This window comes from Paramicrobacterium chengjingii, from assembly GCF_011751765.2.
Classification (GTDB): Bacteria; Actinomycetota; Actinomycetes; order Actinomycetales; family Microbacteriaceae; genus Paramicrobacterium; species Paramicrobacterium chengjingii.
The window spans coordinates 3,068,538-3,086,175 of sequence record NZ_CP061169.1 but is presented as its reverse complement, the minus strand read 5'-3'; the positions used below and the strand labels follow the sequence as shown (position 1 = coordinate 3,086,175).

Below are 17,638 nucleotides of genomic sequence, written 5' to 3'. Positions count from 1 at the left end.
TGACTTTGCCCTCGTCGTACCGTGTAACATATCACCCACTACAGGTCACCGAGCCTTAAGTCACAGAGCAGTGAGGTACCGTGCCACTCCCTAACACACCACGATCCGCCGCGAACAGCGCTAGCGTCCGCCCCGCCGTCGCATCGACGGCATCCCGATTTGCCTCCCTCGGCGCCGCGGAGGTGACCCTGGCGAGCAACGGACTGCTCGGGCAGTGGCAGCGCCGCAATCGAGAGCAGACCCTCGTGCACAGCATCGAGCAGCTGCGGCTTGCTGGCAACCTCGACAACTTCCGCGCCGTCATCGGGGGCGCGACCGAGCCGTATCGCGGGCGCTACCCCTTTCTCGACACCGATGTCTACAAAACACTCGAGGGCATCGCCTACGAACTCGCTCTCGCCGACGCTCGCGCCGTCAGCCTTGATGCGTCCATTCGCGACTTCTACGAAGAAGCGATCGGACTCATGCAGCAGGCCCAGCTCGCGGACGGCTACCTCAATACCTATTTTCAAGCCGACTCGATCGACAAAGAGCCGTGGAGTGATCTCGCCTGGGGTCACGAGCTGTACTCGCTCGGTCATCTGATCCAAGCCGCGGTTGCCGCAAACAGGCAGCTCGGCGACCCTCGACTTCTCGACATCGCCGCGCGGTTCAGCGATCTGGTCTGGCAGAAGTTCGGCCCCCACACCGACGAGAAGCTCGCATTCTGCGGGCATCCCGAGGTGGAGATGGCTCTCGTTGAGCTGTTCCGAGAGACCGAAAACCGCACATACCTCGAGCTCGCCGACCTCATGGTGCGCCGCCGCGGCAACCAAAGCATCGACTCGAAGATCTTCACGAGCGAGTATTTCCAAGACCTCGTGCCGTTTGTCAACCTGGACTCGGTTACCGGTCACGCTGTGCGCATGATGTACCTCGCGTCCGGTGCAACGGACGTGGCGATCGAGACGGGCGCAGACGACCTCGAACGGTCGGTGCTGCACCTGTGGGACGACATGGTCGCGAGCAAGCTGTACATCACGGGCGGTCTCGGCAGCCGGCACTCTGACGAGGCCATCGGCGACCGTTTCGAACTGCCGAGCGAGCGTGCCTACAACGAGACGTGTGCGGCCATCGCCCTCATGCAGTGGGCATGGCGGATGCTGTTGAGCACCGGAGAAGCTCGCTTTGCCGACATCTTTGAGATCGTGCAGTACAACGCCTTCGCCGTTGGGCTCTCCGACGATGGCTGTGCGTTCTTTTACGACAATCCGCTGCAGCGCCGAGGCGATCACATGCAGCGCTCCGGCTACGAATCCGACGGGCCTCTGCTGCGGCGCGCATGGTTCGGCTGCCCCTGCTGCCCGCCGAACATCATCCGCTGGGTGTCGGAGCTGCAAGATCACGTCGCGTTCGCAGACGAACACACGCTGCACATCGCCAATCTCACAGCATCCGAGATCCGTCGCGACGGCCTCGAGCTCACGATCGCCACCGGCTACCCGTGGGACGGCGACGTCGTCATCACCGTCACGGCGGCGCCGGAAAACGGTCAGGCGCTCGCGCTGCGCATTCCGGCGTGGGCGCACGGCGCCAGCGTCGAGCGCGACGGCGAGATGACACCGGCCGAGGCCGGAAGCTGGGCACCTTTTGATCGCGTGGCTGCGGGCGAGAGCATCCGCATCAATCTGCCGATGCGGGCACGAGCCCACGGGGCGGACCCCCGAGTGGATGCTGTGCGCGGCAGCCTCGCCGTCGCCCGCGGCCCCCTCGTCTACTGTGCCGAGCAGCAAGACAACGAATGCGACATCGACTCACTCGTCGTGTCGCCCCGAGACGTGCAAGCGTTCGAACCCGACCAGCGGCAGATTGTCGCCTCGGGCCCGAGTGTCGTGCTCAGCGGAGCCGTCACCGCGACGCCGCTTGACCAGCTGCACCTCTACCCGGAACTTCGAGACGACATCGACGACCAAGACCCGGCTGCGCACGACGCAGCCCGAACGCACCTCACACTCGTTCCCTACTTTCAGTGGGGAAACCGTGAGGCCCAGGCAATGCGCGTATGGCTGCGCACGGCCTAACCCCCTGAAACACCCACAGTGCGGGCAGGGACGCCCGCATCGACAGAGAGTGAACTGATGAAGAAACGCAATATGGTGCTGGGAATGGGCCTCGCCGCGGCCCTCGCCCTCACAGGCTGCAGCGGCGGTGGCGACGCCTCCGGTGACGGCGGAAGCGGCGACGTTGTGAAGGGCGGCACCCTGCATGTTCTCGCCACGACCGACTTCTCACATCTCGACCCCGCGCAGGGTTGGGACGGCGGTGTCAACAACTTCTACCGTCTGATCTACCGCACGTTGACAACCTACGCGCCGGGAAACGCAGAAGACCCCGCAAAGATTGTTCCCGATCTCGCCACCGACCTGGGTACACCGAACGAGGACAATACCGAGTGGACCTTCACGTTGAAGGACGACATCTTCTTCCAGGACGGTTCAGAGATCACGAGTGAGGACGTGCGCTTCGGTGTGGAGCGCTCGCTCGACCCCGCAATCGCCGTTGGGTCGCCGTACGCGAAGATCTTGCTCGCTGGTGCAGACGAGTATGGCGGGGTCTACGAGGATGGTCACCTCGATTCGATCGAGACGCCAGACGACAAGACGATCGTCTTCCATCTCAAAGAGCCGTTCGCCGACTTCAGCAGTGCCGTTGCCCAGCCCGTGTACACGCCGTTCCCCGCCGACGGAAATGTGACGACGAAGAGCATTGACAAGCAGCCGATCTCGTCTGGACCGTACGTAGTCACCGACTATAAGCCGGGCAGCACGATCGTGCTTGAGCGCAACGAGTACTGGGAGCAAGGCAGCGACGAGGTTCGCACGGCGAACCCGGACAAGTTCGTGTGGACACTCGGCCTCGACAACTCGACGATCGACGAGCGTATGATCGCCGACCAGGGCGACGACAAGAACGCCATTACCGGCATCATTCTGGCGTCGTCGCTCTCGCGCATTCAGGAACCATCGGTTCAAGAGCGAACGCTCGAAGGTCTCAAGGGCTGCACCACGTACCTCGCGCTCAACACGACAAAAGAGCCGCTCAATGACGTCAAGGTGCGCCAGGCGATCTCCTACGCAATCGACAAGAAGTCGGTGCAGACAGCTACAGGCGGCCCGGCGCTCGCCGACATCGCCAACACGATGCTGCCGCCGTCGGTGACGGGTCACGAAGACTTCGACCTCTACCCGAGTGACGAGAACGCGGGTGACCCGAAGAAGGCAAAGGAACTGCTTGCCGAAGCGGGCTACGCTGATGGCTTTGAACTGAGCCTCGATATGCGCGCCGTTCCCGTTACGCAGGCGCAGGCCGAGTCCATTCAGGAGTCGCTGGCCAAGGCCAACATCGATGTAAAGCTGAACGTCGTGGACACTGCGAAGTACTGGCAGATCATCGGTACCCCGAGCCAGCAGACGGATGCTGCCATCGCGGGCTGGTGCCCTGACTGGCCAACCGGCGCCACCTTCCTGCCGCCGCTGTTCGAGGGAAGCCAGATCTTCGACCAGGGCAACTCGAACGTCGCTCAGTTCGACAACGACGAGGTCAACACTCGTATGGATGAGATCCGTGCGATGACTGATGTTGACGAGGCGAACAAGGCCTGGGGTGCACTCGACAAGCAGATTCTCGAGTCAGCTCCCGCCGTTCCGCTCACCTGGGAAAAGACGGTAACCGTGACAGGCAGCAACATTGCAAATGCCTACCTGCACATCGGGTACTCGGGCGGCATTGACTACGCCATCGTCGGTGTGAAGAGCGTGGACGAGTAGTACATGTCAGCACCTGCGAGTGAACTCGCGGCAGGCTCGAAAGGGGTGCTGTCGTCGCTGAGCGGCGGCAGCGCCCCGAGCCCCGTGAAACGGGTGGTCGCCGCGTTGCGAAGCACACCGTCCGTCGTGATCAGCGCAATCTGGATCGTGTTCATCGTGCTTTTGGCGCTGTGTGCGCCGCTGCTCGAGCAGATCACCGGCGTCGGTCCCTATAGCTACGACGAGTCAGCGATCGATCCCGCTCTCGGCGGGCTGCCCATCGGCCCGTGGGGCGGCGCTGGTGCCGAGCATTGGTTCGGCGTCGAGCCTGGCAGCGGGCGCGACGTTTTCATGCGCATTGCATACGGTGCGCAGGTCTCTCTCACCATTGCCGTCAGTGCCACCATCGTGACGACAATTCTCGGCGTCGTATTCGGCATGCTCGCCGGGTTCTTCGGCGGCATCCTCGATCAGCTGATCTCACGGTTGATGGACTTTCTCATGGCGTTCCCCGCGCTCATCTTCATGATCGCGCTGCTCTCGGCATTACCCGCGGGCAACCGGCCGTTACTCCTCGTGATCGTGCTGAGCGTTTTTGCCTGGCCCTACACGGCACGCGTCGTACGTGGACAGACGATGTCTCTGCGCAACGGCGAGTTCGTCGAGTCGGCGCGAGCGTCGGGTGCGAGCCCGGGACGCATCGCGTTCAAAGAAATACTTCCCAATCTTCGCGGAACGATCATCGTGCTGTCGACGCTGTCTGTGCCGCAGTACATCGGCACGGAAGCCGCGCTGTCGTTTCTTGGTGTCGGCGTCACCCCGCCAACGCCCTCCTGGGGTCAGATGATCGCGTCATCAGTGTCGTGGTACGCGGTCGACCCGACCTACTTCATGATTCCTGGTCTGTTCCTCTTCTTTACAGTGCTCGCGTTCACCGTTGTGGGCGACCACCTGCAGAAGCAACTCGATGCGGGGGATGCTGCCTGATGCTGTTCTACATTCTCAAACGTGTTCTTGCCGGCATCGTCGTGCTGTTCCTCATCACTGTGTTTACGTACACGGTGTTCTTCGTGCTGTCGCCCGACCCCGCCTACATGATCTGCGGTAAGACCTGTACTCCCGATCGCATCGCCGACATTCATGAGCAGCTGGGGCTCGACAGGCCCTTCTGGGAGCAGGTCTGGGTGTTCATCTCCGGACTTTTCATCGGACGCGACTATGGCGAGGGCGTCAACGCCGTGCACTGTGCAGCGCCGTGCCTCGGCTACAGCTTCCAGACCAGCCAATCGGTGCTCGACATGATCATCCAGCGGCTTCCCGTCAGCGTCACCCTCGCCGTCGGCGCTGCAGTCCTGTGGCTCTTCGCCGGTGTCGGCGGAGGACTTCTCGGCGCCGTCAAGCGAGGCACTTGGTGGGATCGCAGCACGATGGTCGCCGCACTGTCGGGGATCAGCCTGCCGAACTACTTCGTCGCCCTCGTGCTGCAGTACGTTTTTGTCGTCAAGCTGAAGTGGCTGCCCTTTCCTAACGCCGTTCCATTCAGTGACGATCCTGTGCAGTGGTTCCAGGCGTACATCATGCCGTGGGCAGTGCTCGCGTTCATGTACGCGGCCATGTATACCAGGCTGGTGCGGGCGAACGTCATCGATACTCTCGGGCAGGGGTTCATTCGCACGGCTCGTGCGAAGGGACTCGCGCCGGGGCTCGTCCTGCGACGCCACGCATTGCGACCTGCGCTGACGCCAGCGGTGACACTGTTCGGTATGGACTTCGCATCGCTTCTCGGCGGTGCGCTCATCACCGAGACCGTGTTCGGCCTCAACGGTGTGGGTAAGCTCACCGCCGACTCGATTACCCAGAACGACCAGCCCGTCATCATGGGAGTCACGCTTCTCGCCGCCGCGCTCGTGGTTGTCGCGAACATCGGCGTCGACCTGCTCTATTCGGTGCTCGACCCGAGAGTGAGGGTGAAGACGCAATGAGACGACCAACCACGAAGAACACGGCACCCAAGACGGGCTCCCTCAAGACCGTTTCGATTCCGATTGACGGATCGTCGCTGCTCGAGGTGGAGAACCTCACGGTGACATTCCAAACCGTTCGCGGCCCGATTGACGTCGTCAAGGACTCCTCGTTTCGCATCGAGCCGGGCAAGACGCTCGGCATCGTCGGCGAGTCCGGCTCGGGCAAGTCGATGACATCGCTCGCCATCATGGGGCTGCTTCCCGACGGCGGGGCGACGACCGGCCGCATCCGGTTCTTTGGCCATGATCTGCTCGACCGCTCCGATCACGAGATGCGCCGAGTGCGCGGGGAGAAGATCGCCATGATCTTTCAAGACCCGCTCTCGTCTCTCAACCCGTATTACACGGTCGGGCTGCAGATCAGTGAGGCCTATCGCGCCCACCGCGGAGGGTCGAAGCGAGACGGCAGAAAGGTTGCGATCAACGCCATGCGGCGGGTAAAGATCGCTGACCCGGAACGCCGTGTCGACCATTATCCGCACCAGTTCTCTGGCGGAATGAGGCAGCGCATCATGATCGCCATGGCGCTCTGCCTCGAACCCGATCTGATTATCGCCGACGAGCCCACCACGGCTCTCGACGTAACGGTGCAAGCACAGATTCTCGAGCTCATGACCGAGCTGCAAGAAGAGACCGGAACGGGGATGCTGTTCATTACGCACGATCTCGCCGTCGTCAGCGAGGTCGCCGACGAGGTGCTCGTGATGCAGAACGGTGAGACGCGCGAGCATGCTCCGGTAGCCGAGATCTTCTCGAACCCGCGGTCGTCGTACACGAAGGCACTGCTTGACGCCGTTCCGCGCATCACCGACGTGGTCGGAGACATCAAGGGGGTGAGCCATGAGTGACGCCCGCACACCGCTGCTGGAGGTCAAGGGCCTCACGAAGACGTTCATCACACAGGGGAGCGGTGTCGTGTTCTCGGGCAAGAACGAGTTCACCGCCGTCGACGACGTGAGCTTCGCCGTGAACGCACGTGAGACGCTCGCGATCGTCGGGGAATCGGGCAGCGGCAAGTCGACGATGGCACGCATCGCGGCAAAGCTGCTTGAGCCCACGTCGGGAAACGTGCTGCTCGACGGTGTCGACGTGACACACGCGAAGGGGAAAGAGCTCGCGCACTTCCGCTCGAAGGTGCAGGTGGTGTTTCAGGACCCGTTCTCGTCTCTCAACCCCAAGCACACCGTCGAACGCATCGTCATGGCGCCCCTTGATTACCAGCGAGTGAAACCGCCGACAAAGCGCCGCGAGTTCGTGCGCGACCTCATGGACAGAGTGGGCCTCAACCCCGATCACAGCCAGCGGTACCCCGGGCAATTTTCTGGAGGGCAGGCGCAGCGCATCGGCATCGCCCGCGCGCTCGCCGTTGGCCCAAGCCTCGTCGTGTGTGACGAGGCCGTATCGGCATTGGACGTGTCGGTGCAGGCCGTTGTGATCAAGCTGCTCAAAGATCTGCAGCGCGAACGTGACCTGAGCTACATCTTCATCGCCCACGACCTCGCCGTCGTTCGCCACATCGCCGATTCGGTTGCCGTGGTGCACAAGGGGCAGATCGTGGAGCACGGTGACCGTGACAGCATCTTCGACGCCCCGCAGCACGAGTACACGCGTGAGCTGCTGAGCGCCGTTCCGCAGATCAATCCCGAGTGGGAAGCCGCGCGCGTCAAAAATGCGGAGAAGGAGAACTCGTGATCGTCGACAGCTACACGATGCCGGGAATCCACGTCGTCGATCATGAGTTGGTCGTGCCGCTCAACTGGTTTGATGACGGCGACTCCCGGCAGATTACGGTCTTCGCGCGCGAGCTCGTGGCCGCAGACAAGCAGAACGAGACGCTGCCCGCGATCGTCTATCTTCAGGGGGGTCCCGGCGGCAAATCTCCGCGCCCCGTCGACGCGTCGGGATGGATCGGCGAGCTGCTGAAGACCCACCGGGTGATTCTGCCCGACCAGCGCGGCACGGGACGAAGCAGCCGTGTCGATGCGCGCGGCATTCAGGCGATCGACGGCGCACAGAACCAGGCTGACTACCTCGCGTGCTTTCGCGCCGACTCGATCGTGCGCGACCTCGAGCATCTGCGGGTGCACGAGTTCGGCGGCGGGCGCTGGGAGACTCTCGGGCAGAGTTACGGCGGGTTTCTCACGCTCAGCTACCTCTCGCACGCGCCAGACGGGCTCGCTGCATGCTACGTCACGGGTGGTTTGGCGGGGCTCGATCCCGCAGCCGCGGAGGTATATCGCCGCACGTATCCGCGAACAGCGGCGAAGAACCGCGTGTTTCAGAAGCGCTACCCGGGCGACGTCGACACGGTGTCGCGCGTCGCCGATCGTCTGGCTCAGAACGACGTGCTGCTGCCAGACGGCGACGTGCTTACGGTGCGACGGCTGCAGAGCCTTGGCATCGACTTCGGCATGAAGCCCGGTTTCGAGCGCATGCACTGGCTGTTCGACGAGGCATTCGCCACGACGGCAGGCGACGCTGAACTGAGCGACACATTTCTCGCGCAGGTGCTCGCCCGCACATCGTTCGCCGACAACCCGCTGTTCGCCGTGATGCAGGAGTCGATCTACGGGCATCGCGGTGCGGGAGCGACGGCGTGGGCTGCGCAGCGAGAGCACGAGCGGCATCCGGAGTTCTCAGACGACGCACGGCCTCTGCTGTTCACCGGCGAGATGATGTACCCGTGGATGTTCGACGAGATCAGGCTGCTCAAGCCGTTCACACCCGCTGTCGAGCTGCTCGCCAGCCGCGATGACTGGGGCCCTCTCTACGATCACGACAGACTTCGAGACAATGAGGTGCCGGTGGCCGCCGCCGTGTATTACGACGACATGTACGTCGACGCGCACCTGCAGCTCGACACCGTGAGCCGCGTGGGCAATGCGCGCGGCTGGGTGACGAACGAATTCGAACACGACGGCATCGGGTCGGGCACGGTTGTGTCGCGTCTGCGCCAGATGGTCGCCGAGTTCGGCGGGCCGATCGACAACACGAAGGGGTCACGATGAACGCACGGTCGATGCCAACAGGAAAAGACGCCAGGATGCCGCGGCTCGCGCAGATCGAGGAGTTCACGCGCTTCATGGGGCAGGGGTGGGCGACGCCCGACCGTGCGCCGAGCGTTGAGCCGGGCGCGGCTGCGGCGTCGGCACAGCACAGGGAGCGGTTGAGCGCACAGTTCGCGGGCGAGAGCATTGTGGTCTTCTCGGGCACCGCGCCGATTCGCGTGAACGACTGCGCTTTCGACTTTCGGCCCGACAGCGGGTTCTTCTGGCTCACCGGATGCACGGCCGAAGACGCCGTTATCGTGCTGAGTGCACGCTCGGGCGGACACGATGCCGTGCTCTACGTTCCCGAACCCGCGTATCCCGGCGACACCGACTTCTTCGGCAATGCGGCCCACGGCGAGCTGTGGGTCGGGCCGGCGCCCTCGCTCGGCGAGTGGTCGCAGGCGCTGCAGATCGAGGTGCGCGGGCGCGGACAGCTCGACGTCGACCTGCGCGGACTCCGTGACCCGCACGTGGCAGGCCGGCTGGATACGGCAACGGTGCCCGACGCGCTGGCGGGCCAGCCGGCATCCGATCGACTGGAGAGAGAACTCTCGGAACTGCGCATGATCAAAGACGCGTGGGAGATCGGGCAGTTGCGTCGCGCCGTCGACGACACGGTGAACGGCTTCGCCGCCGTCGCTCGCGAGATTCCGCGCGCGGTTGCTGGTGGGGGAGAACGCTGGCTGCAGGGAACGTTCGAGCGGCATTCCCGAACGCACGGAAACGGCCCCGGCTACTCCACGATCGTGGGCAGCGGAGACCACGCGCCGATTCTGCACTGGGTGCGCTGCGATGGCGATGTCGTCGAGGGAGATGCGCTTCTGCTCGACATGGGCGTTGAAGCGCGCACCTTCTATACGGCGGACGTCACGCGCACGCTCCCGGTCTCAGGCACGTTCTCGCCCGCACAGCGACAGGTGCACGACCTCGTCGAGAAAGCGCATCGGGCAGGGCTCGACGCGGTGCGTCCTGGCGCGCAGTTCAGCGACTTCCACACAGTGATGATGGAGGTGATCGCTCGTGGGCTCGACGACTGGGGGCTGCTTCCGGTCTCGGTCGACGAGGCGCTGAGCGAGCGGGGGCAGCAGCATCGCCGGTACATCGTCTGCGGCGTCGGCCATCACCTCGGGCTCGACGTTCACGACTGCGCACGGGCCGACTACTCCGCTTATCAGGGAGCACCGCTCACAGACGGTATGGTGCTCACGGTAGAGCCCGGATTGTACTTCCACGCCTTCGACGAGACAGTGCCCCCTGAGTTGAGGGGCATCGGTGTTCGTCTCGAAGACGATATCTTGGTCACGGAACGAGACTCAGAAGTGCTCTCTGACGCGCTCCCGATCAGCGCAGACGGAATCGAAGCGTGGACAGCAAAACATCTCGGTGCAGAGAGCTCGTGAGGGGACGGAATTAGATGTCGACGAGTGCGATTCAGCCCATACCGCAGCAGTCGAGTCTGCGCGACTACGTGCAGCAGATGCTGTCGACGGGCATTATCTCGGGGGAGCTGGCTCCGGGAGAGCTGCTGACAGTGCCGACTCTCGCCGGCAAGTTCGGCGTCTCAGCCACGCCGGTGCGCGAGGCCATGCTCGGGCTCGCGCGGCGCGGGTTCGTCGAACCGGTGCGCAATAAGGGTTTTCGCGTCACGAGCGTGAGCGAAGAGGAGCTCGCGCAGATCGCCAAGGTGCGATTGTGGCTTGAGCCCCCGGCCATGTACGAGCTGGCGGCGAGTTTTCCGTCCGAGCGCATGGGCGAACTGCGTGCGCTCGCCGACGAGATTGTCGCCGGCGCCGCGGGAGGCGACCTGGCCACATATCTGCAGTCGGATCACGCGTTTCACATGGCGCTCACGCGGCTGCTCGGCAACCGGCATCTCGCCGAGGTCGTCGCCGACCTGCGGTCACGCACACGTCTCGTCGGACTTGCGTCGATGGTGAAGACGCAGAAGCTGCAGGACTCGGCTGCAGAGCACGTCGAGCTGCTTCAGCTGCTGGCGGCGGGCGACCAGGAGGGTGCCCGCGACCTCATGGCGCGGCACATCCACCACACGCTCGGCTGGTGGTCGGGCAAGCCCGAGGATGCTGCGTGATGATCGACGTCACCGCCGCATGAGCAGTGGCCAAAAGTGGCGAAGTTCTCGTGTCGCACGTCGCCATTTTTGACGGTTGCCCACGCGGACCGTGATTCTCAGAGGGAAATCGTGTGAAGCACTTCACAAATTTAGCAATGTGTGACATATTACATATGACAGGCTCACGAGGGAGAGGGTGACATGGGGTACGACGTCGCGATCATCGGCGCCGGCATCGTCGGCGCAGCGATCGCCCGTGCCCTCAGTCGTGATGGCGTGAGCGTTGTCGTTCTCGAGCGCGCTGCGGCCGCGGCCGGCACGAGCGGACAGGGCGAAGGCAACCTGCTCGTCTCCGACAAAGCCCCGGGGCGCGAGCTCGAGCTTGCACTGCACGCAAACGGCCGCTGGATCAAGCTCGCAGCCGAACTCGCCGATGAGCTCGGCGCAGGATTTCCCGATATCGAGTTCGAGCGCAAGGGCGGCCTCGTGGTTGCGACGACCGAGGCCGGCGCCGAGCCGCTTAAGCACTTTGCTCGCTCGCAGGCCGATGCGGGCGTTGACGCGCAGATCATCGACATCAGCGAGGCACTCAGCCTCGAGCCACACATCAACCCCGGCATCACAGCGGCCGTCGCTTACCCGCAGGACTCCCAGGTGCAGCCAGTCATCGCCACAGAAGCGCTGTTGGCGTCTGCTCGTCATGCGGGAGCCGACGTGCGCTGCGGCGTAGACGTGCTCAGCAGCATCCGCTCGGCCACAGGCGAGCTCACGGGCGTGCAGACGACCGCCGGTGCGGTGGCCGCACCGGCGGTCATCAACGCGGCGGGCCCCTGGGCCGCAGACGTCGCGTCGAGGATGGGCGTTACTCTTCCCGTTCGCCCGCGCCGGGGCGTCGTGCTCGTCACCACGCGGATGCCTCACCGCATCTTCCGCAAGGTGTATGACGGTGACTACTTCGGCGCGACGCAGTCCAACGACGCGGCGCTGCAGACGTCGAGCGTCATCGAGTCGACGGCAGCCGGCACCGTGCTGATCGGATCGAGCCGTGAGCAGATCGGCTTCGATTCTCGACTGCGCGCCGAGGTGATCCGTGAGATCGCGGCCAAGAGCACCCGCGTCTTCCCGTTTCTGCGCACCGCAAGCATTATGCGCGCCTACGGCGGATTTCGGCCGTTCATGCCCGACCATCTGCCGGTCATCGGCCCCGACCATCGCCTTCCCGGCCTCTGGCACGCGACCGGCCACGAGGGCGCCGGCATCGGTCTGTCGATCTCGACGGCCGACCTCGTGAGCGACCTCTACGCGGGCCGCACACCAGAACTTGACGCCGACGCCTTCAGTGTTGCGCGCCCGTCGCTCGCCGCAGCCCTGACGGCAGAGGAGAGTGCCGCATGACCGCGCACCGCCTGTCCCCCGAGCACGACCCGACCGAGCGCATCGACGCCGAACACGTCAGCATCATCGTCGACGGCGAACAGCTCACGGGATCTTCCGGGAGCACGATCGCGGGCGTGCTGCTTGAGAACGGTCGCGACTCCTGGCGCACGACGAGCCGCGACCGTCGACCGCGCGGCATCTTCTGCGGCATCGGCGTCTGCTACGACTGCATTCTCACCGTCGGCGATGAGCGAGACGTGCGCGCCTGCCAGCGTCGCGCCTGCGACGGAGATGTCGTCGCACTGCAGAATGAGGCCCGCCCGAGCGAGGAAGGCGAGGCATCATGACAATCGTCGTCATCGGCGCAGGCCCCGCTGGGCTCGCTGCAGCCCGCTCGGCACTTCGCGCCGGTGCGGACGTCACCCTACTCGACTCGTCCGATCAGCTCGGCGGCCAGTTCTGGCGGCACCTTCCCGACGCAGCCCACGCGGCGAAGCAGCGTGTTCTGCACCACGGCTGGAGCACGTTCGAGGCTCTCGCGAGCGAGGTGACGCAGCATCCGTCGTGCACGCTCGTTCAGAATGCGCAGGTGTGGCTTATCGAGCAGCGAGACGACGGCGCTCCCCGGGTTCACGCGCACGTCGGCCCCGTCGACTCCGTGGGCCGAACGGCACTCACGCTCGAGCCAGAGGCGCTCATTCTGGCCACTGGCGCGCACGACCGTACCCTTCCGTTCCCCGGTTGGACCCTGCCCGGCGTCTACACGGCCGGCGCCGCTCAAGCCCTCGCGAAGTCAGAGCGCATCGCCCTCGGATCACGCGCCATCGTCGCCGGGGCGGGGCCCTTTCTGCTTCCCGTTGCCCAGTCGCTTGCGCTCACCGGCGCTCGCGTTCTCGGCGTGTACGAGGCGACGACAACCGCGGCGCTTATGCGCGGCTGGGGTGCGAAGCCCTGGCAGCTCGGGGCCGCCGTCGGCAAGATGCCGGAGCTCGCCGGCTATGTTGCGGGACACGTGCGCCACGGCATCCCGTATTTCACGGGCCGCGCGGTCATTGAGGCGCACGGCACCGACCGCGTCGAGGCGGCGACCGTCGCTCGCGTCGACGCGAGCTGGTCACCCATTGCAGGAACCGAGACGACGATCGAAACGGATGCTGTCTGCGTCAGCCACGGATTCACACCGCGCCTCGAGTTGGCGATCGCGGCAGGATGCAGCATCACCGCCGAGCGGTTCGTCGAGGTCGATGTGCGTCAGCAGACCAGCATCCGGGGTGTCTACGCCGCGGGTGAGCTGACCGGGATCGCCGGTGCCGATGCTGCGCTTGCCGAAGGCTCCATCGCGGGGCATTTCGCCGCGCGCGGCCCACGGTCGGCAGAGATCAGCCGTGCCGCTCGCGCACGCGACCGCTTCGTCTCGTTCGGCGACCGACTCGACGCTGTGCACGCCCCGCGCCCCGGCTGGACCAGTTGGTTGCGCGACGACACAACGGTGTGCCGCTGTGAAGAGGTGACGAGCGGTGAGCTCGCCAGCATCCAGTCGCAGACCGCCTCGTGCGGGCTCCGCTCACTCAAACTCTCGACACGCGCTGGCCTCGGCATCTGCCAGGGCCGCATCTGCGGGCGCAGCGTCGAGGAGCTGCTCGGCGGCACGTTTGCCGACGGCGTTGCAACAGACCGCAGACCCATCGTCTCCCCGGTGCGCATCGGCGATCTCGCCAATGCATCCGTGGAACTTCCAACCGAAGAAACGTCGCACCAGAAGAAACACTGAAAGGTAAGCAATGAGCAAGAAGTTTGACCTCGGAGGCGTCGTCGTCGCGACGACTCTTCCGTTCAAAGAAGACGCAAGCGCTCCCGCAGGGCTCGCTGTTGACTACGAGAAGTTCGCCGAACACTGCAACTTTCTGATCGAGAACGGATGCCGCGGCGTCGGCCCCAACGGGTCGCTCGGCGAGTACTCGTCGCTCACAGACGACGAGCGTCGCAAGGTGATCCAGGTCGCCGTCGAGGCTGTCGCCGGTCGCGGCATCGTCGTTGCCGGAGTGCACGGAGTCGGCTGGCACCAGGCCGTGCAGTGGGCCGAGTATGCGAAGGAAGACGGAGCGGACGCCGTGCTGTGCCTTCCGCCCACCATCTACCGCGCCAACCGCGACGAGGTGATTGAGCACTACAGCAAGGTGAACGAGGTCGGCCTGCCGATGATGCTCTACAACAACCCCCTCGACACCAAGGTTGACCTCACGCCCGACCTGATCGCCGAGCTGGCGAAGCTCGAGAACGTTGTCGCCGTCAAGGAGTTCTCCACCGACATCCGCCGGGTCATGGACATTCAGGATGCCTGCGACATCGACGTCGTCGCCGGTGCTGATGATCTGCTCTTCGAGTCGCTCGTCGCCGGAGCCGTCGGCTGGTTCGCCGGGTACCCCAACGTGTTCCCGAAGGAGTCCGCTGAGATCTGCGAGCTCGTGTATGCGGGCAAGATCGACGAGGCGCGCGACCTGTACCGCGAGCTGCGCCCGGTGTTCTGGTGGGACTCCGAGACCGAGTTCGTTCAAGCGATCAAGCTGTCTCAGGATGTTGCGGGCAACACCTACGGTGGTCGCACCCGTCCGCCGCGCGGACCGCTCTCGGCAGAGCAGATCGAGGGAGTCACGCGCGACACCAAGCGCGCCCTCGACTACATCGCGAGCCGCTAGGGTTTTCATATGCGAGCAAGCCGTGTGATCACCGCGGTCGATTCACACACCGAGGGGATGCCGACGCGCGTCGTAACGGGCGGCGTCGGCGTCATCCCTGGGGCGACCATGAACGACAAGCGACTGCACGTCATCGAGCACATGGATGAACTGCGGCAGTTTCTCATGAACGAGCCGCGTGGCCATGCGTCCATGAGCGGCGCACTGCTGCAGCCTCCCACGCGGGACGATTGCGACTGGGGCATCGTGTACATCGAAGCATCCGGCTGCCTTCCCATGTGCGGCCACGGCACGATCGGCACAGCCACCGTGCTCGTCGAAACAGGCATGGTGGAGGTCGTCGAACCCGTCACCACGATTCGCCTCGACACCCCGGCCGGTCTCGTGATCGCCCGCGTCGACGTGAGCGATGGGCACGCGGACGCCGTCACAATCGAGAATGTTCCCAGCTTTGTCGACAGACTGGATGCTGTGATCACAGTTCCCGGCCTCGGCGAGGTGCCCTACTCGCTCGCGTTCGGCGGCAATTACTACGCCATGGTGAATCTCAACGACGTCGGACTGTCCTTCGACCGCACGCGTCAGCAAGAGATCCTTGATGCGGGCCTGGCGATCATGGCGGCGATCAACGAGCAGGATGCTCCGAAGCATCCGTCGATCTCCGGCGTCGACCACTGCCATCACGTCGAGTTCATCGCGCCCGACTCCAACGCGCAGCTTTCGCGCCACGCCATGGCGATTCACCCTGGCTGGTTCGACCGCTCGCCATGCGGCACGGGAACCTCCGCCCGCATGGCCGAGCTGTGGGCGCGCGGTGAGCTCGCGCTCGACACCGACTTCGTCAACGAATCGTTCATCGGCAGCCGCTTCACGGGGCGGATCATCGCCGAGACCGAGGTAGACGGCACGCCCGCCGTCATTCCGACCATCACCGGGCGGGCTTGGGTGACGGGCATGGGGCAGTACCTGCTCGACCCGACGGACCCTTTCCCGACCGGATTCGTCTTCTAGGAGGACACATATGACAACGGACACCAGCGCCACAACCACGAGTGTCGATGAGATCGCGCAGAACGCCGATGGGGCGTTCCGTGCGCTGTCGCGCATTTCACCCGCTGTGCGTGCACGCGCCATCGTGGCTGCAGCCGACGCGCTTGAGGCGAATGCTGATGCGCTCGTTCCGATCGGCATGGCCGAGACCGGGCTTGCCGAGGGGCGCTTGCGCGGTGAGCTCAAGCGCACCGCCGTTCAGCTTCGTGTATTCGCAGACACCGTCGTCGACGGTTCGTACCTCGACGCACGCATCGACGCCGCCGATCCGAACTTTGCGCTCGGACCGCGCCCCGATGTGCGCCGCTACCTGACGCCGGTCGGGCCGGTCATCAACTTCGCGGCGAGCAACTTCCCCTTCGCGTTTTCTGTGGCAGGCGGCGACACTGCTGCCGCGCTGGCATCGGGCTGCTCCCTCGTCGTCAAGACGCACTCGGGGCACCCCGAGCTCTCGGCCGAGACCGCGCGCGTCATCACTGAGGCGCTCACCGGTGCCGGGCTTCCCGAGCACGTTTTCCAGACGATCTCGGGGCAGCAGCGTGGTGTCGACCTTCTGAAGCATCCGCTCATCGCCGCAGGCTCGTTCACGGGATCGACGAAGATCGGCCGGATGCTGGCCGACATCGCCGCAGCTCGCCCGAAGCCGATCCCGTTCTATGGAGAGCTCGGCAGCGTCAACCCGGTGTTCGTCACCGAACAGGCGATCTCGGAGCGGGCCGCCGAGATCGCCTCGGGTCTCGTGACCAGCGTCGGCGGTTCTGCAGGCCAGCTCTGCACGAAGCCGGGATTCGTGTTCGTTCCCGATGCGGCGCCGCTCGAGCAGGGCATCGCCGAGGCGGCATCCGAAGCCCAACCTCACCGCATGCTCAACCCGCGCATTGCCGACGGCTACGGCGAGCGCCGCGATGCGATTCTCTCCACCGATGGTGTGCGGGCGATCGCCGTGGGAAGCCTCGAGCGGGATGTTGATGGTCAGGGCTGGGCGACGCCGACGATCGTCGTCACCGACGCCGCGACGCTCGTGGCGCAGCGTGACCGACTGCTCGACGAGAGCTTCGGGCCGCTGAGCGTTGTTGTTCAGTATTCCGCCAGTGATGACCTCGCGGCGCTTGCCGAGGAGCTCTTCCCCGGCAACCTGACAGCGACCGTTCATCACGGCGACGGCGAGGCGTCTGATGCACTGCGCGAACTTGTTGCCGTGCTGAGCGAAGGCGCTGGACGTGTGCTGTTCAACGGCTGGCCGACGGGCGTCGCGGTGACACCGGCGATGCAGCACGGCGGCCCGTGGCCGGCGACGACGAACGACTCGAACACCTCAGTCGGAACGGCGGCGATCACACGATTCGTACGCCCCGTCGCGTACCAGAACGCCCCGCAGTCGCTGCTGCCCGAGGCGTTGCAAGACGCGAACCCGTGGAACGTGCCGCAGCGCTTCGCTCCCGCCGGAGAATCGGTGAACTGGGGAGATGCCGCCCGCGGCTGACCTCCTGCGGCGCTGACTCGATGCGCTGCACAATCGAGGGCCAACTTTTGCTATCAAGACGCGCCGGGTGATAGCAAAAGTTGGCCCCCGATTGCTGTCGAG

The 17,638-nt window shown here is 64.8% G+C and carries 15 protein-coding genes; all 15 read left to right on the top strand.

Annotated features, from left to right (window positions below; all coding sequences use genetic code 11):
* The first annotated feature begins 80 nt into the window (after positions 1–80).
* The 15 genes from HCR76_RS14935 to HCR76_RS14865 all read left to right on the top strand — a co-directional run bounded on the left by HCR76_RS14935 (position 81) and on the right by HCR76_RS14865 (position 17,536).
* A complete protein-coding gene (locus HCR76_RS14935; protein ID WP_166987553.1) occupies positions 81–2,060 on the top strand; it encodes a glycoside hydrolase family 127 protein in 1,980 nt (659 codons plus the stop codon).
* A 57-nt stretch (positions 2,061–2,117) separates the two neighbouring features.
* Entirely contained in the window at positions 2,118–3,806 is a 1,689-nt protein-coding gene (locus HCR76_RS14930; protein WP_166987556.1) for an ABC transporter substrate-binding protein, read from the top strand.
* 3 nt (positions 3,807–3,809) lie between these two features.
* Entirely contained in the window at positions 3,810–4,772 is a 963-nt protein-coding gene (locus HCR76_RS14925; RefSeq protein ID WP_166987559.1) for an ABC transporter permease, read from the top strand.
* On the top strand, positions 4,772–5,767 hold the full coding sequence (locus tag HCR76_RS14920) for an ABC transporter permease (protein ID WP_166987563.1): 996 nt from the start codon (positions 4,772–4,774) through the stop codon (positions 5,765–5,767). The genes HCR76_RS14925 and HCR76_RS14920 overlap by 1 nt, the downstream gene beginning before the upstream one ends.
* Positions 5,764–6,657 (top strand): ABC transporter ATP-binding protein, encoded by an 894-nt coding sequence (locus HCR76_RS14915; RefSeq protein WP_166987566.1) that lies wholly within the window; start codon positions 5,764–5,766, stop codon positions 6,655–6,657. The genes HCR76_RS14920 and HCR76_RS14915 overlap by 4 nt, the downstream gene beginning before the upstream one ends.
* On the top strand, positions 6,650–7,501 hold the full coding sequence (locus tag HCR76_RS14910; RefSeq protein WP_166987569.1) for an ATP-binding cassette domain-containing protein: 852 nt from the start codon (positions 6,650–6,652) through the stop codon (positions 7,499–7,501). Before HCR76_RS14915 ends, HCR76_RS14910 begins: the two co-directional genes overlap by 8 nt.
* Positions 7,498–8,817, top strand: a complete 1,320-nt coding sequence (locus HCR76_RS14905; protein ID WP_166987572.1) for an alpha/beta hydrolase — start codon at positions 7,498–7,500, stop codon at positions 8,815–8,817. The genes HCR76_RS14910 and HCR76_RS14905 overlap by 4 nt, the downstream gene beginning before the upstream one ends.
* Complete coding sequence (locus HCR76_RS14900) at positions 8,814–10,259, top strand: aminopeptidase P family protein (protein WP_166987575.1); 1,446 nt, start codon at positions 8,814–8,816, stop codon at positions 10,257–10,259. Before HCR76_RS14905 ends, HCR76_RS14900 begins: the two co-directional genes overlap by 4 nt.
* A gap of 14 nt (positions 10,260–10,273) precedes the next feature.
* Positions 10,274–10,948 (top strand): GntR family transcriptional regulator, encoded by a 675-nt coding sequence (locus HCR76_RS14895; RefSeq protein WP_166987578.1) that lies wholly within the window; start codon positions 10,274–10,276, stop codon positions 10,946–10,948.
* A 183-nt stretch (positions 10,949–11,131) separates the two neighbouring features.
* Positions 11,132–12,325, top strand: a complete 1,194-nt coding sequence (locus tag HCR76_RS14890; protein WP_166987580.1) for an NAD(P)/FAD-dependent oxidoreductase — start codon at positions 11,132–11,134, stop codon at positions 12,323–12,325.
* The gene (locus HCR76_RS14885) at positions 12,322–12,654 is read left to right on the top strand and encodes a (2Fe-2S)-binding protein (protein WP_166987583.1); all 333 of its coding nucleotides are present in this window, start codon (positions 12,322–12,324) and stop codon (positions 12,652–12,654) included. Before HCR76_RS14890 ends, HCR76_RS14885 begins: the two co-directional genes overlap by 4 nt.
* On the top strand, positions 12,651–14,078 hold the full coding sequence (locus HCR76_RS14880; protein ID WP_166987586.1) for an NAD(P)/FAD-dependent oxidoreductase: 1,428 nt from the start codon (positions 12,651–12,653) through the stop codon (positions 14,076–14,078). Before HCR76_RS14885 ends, HCR76_RS14880 begins: the two co-directional genes overlap by 4 nt.
* Before the next feature lie 10 nt (positions 14,079–14,088).
* Positions 14,089–15,003, top strand: a complete 915-nt coding sequence (locus HCR76_RS14875; protein ID WP_166987589.1) for a dihydrodipicolinate synthase family protein — start codon at positions 14,089–14,091, stop codon at positions 15,001–15,003.
* Positions 15,004–15,012: 9 nt separating this feature from the next.
* On the top strand, positions 15,013–16,014 hold the full coding sequence (locus HCR76_RS14870) for a proline racemase family protein (RefSeq protein WP_166987592.1): 1,002 nt from the start codon (positions 15,013–15,015) through the stop codon (positions 16,012–16,014).
* Between the two features lie 10 nt (positions 16,015–16,024).
* A complete protein-coding gene (locus HCR76_RS14865; RefSeq protein WP_166987595.1) occupies positions 16,025–17,536 on the top strand; it encodes an aldehyde dehydrogenase (NADP(+)) in 1,512 nt (503 codons plus the stop codon).
* The last annotated feature ends 102 nt before the right edge of the window (positions 17,537–17,638 follow it).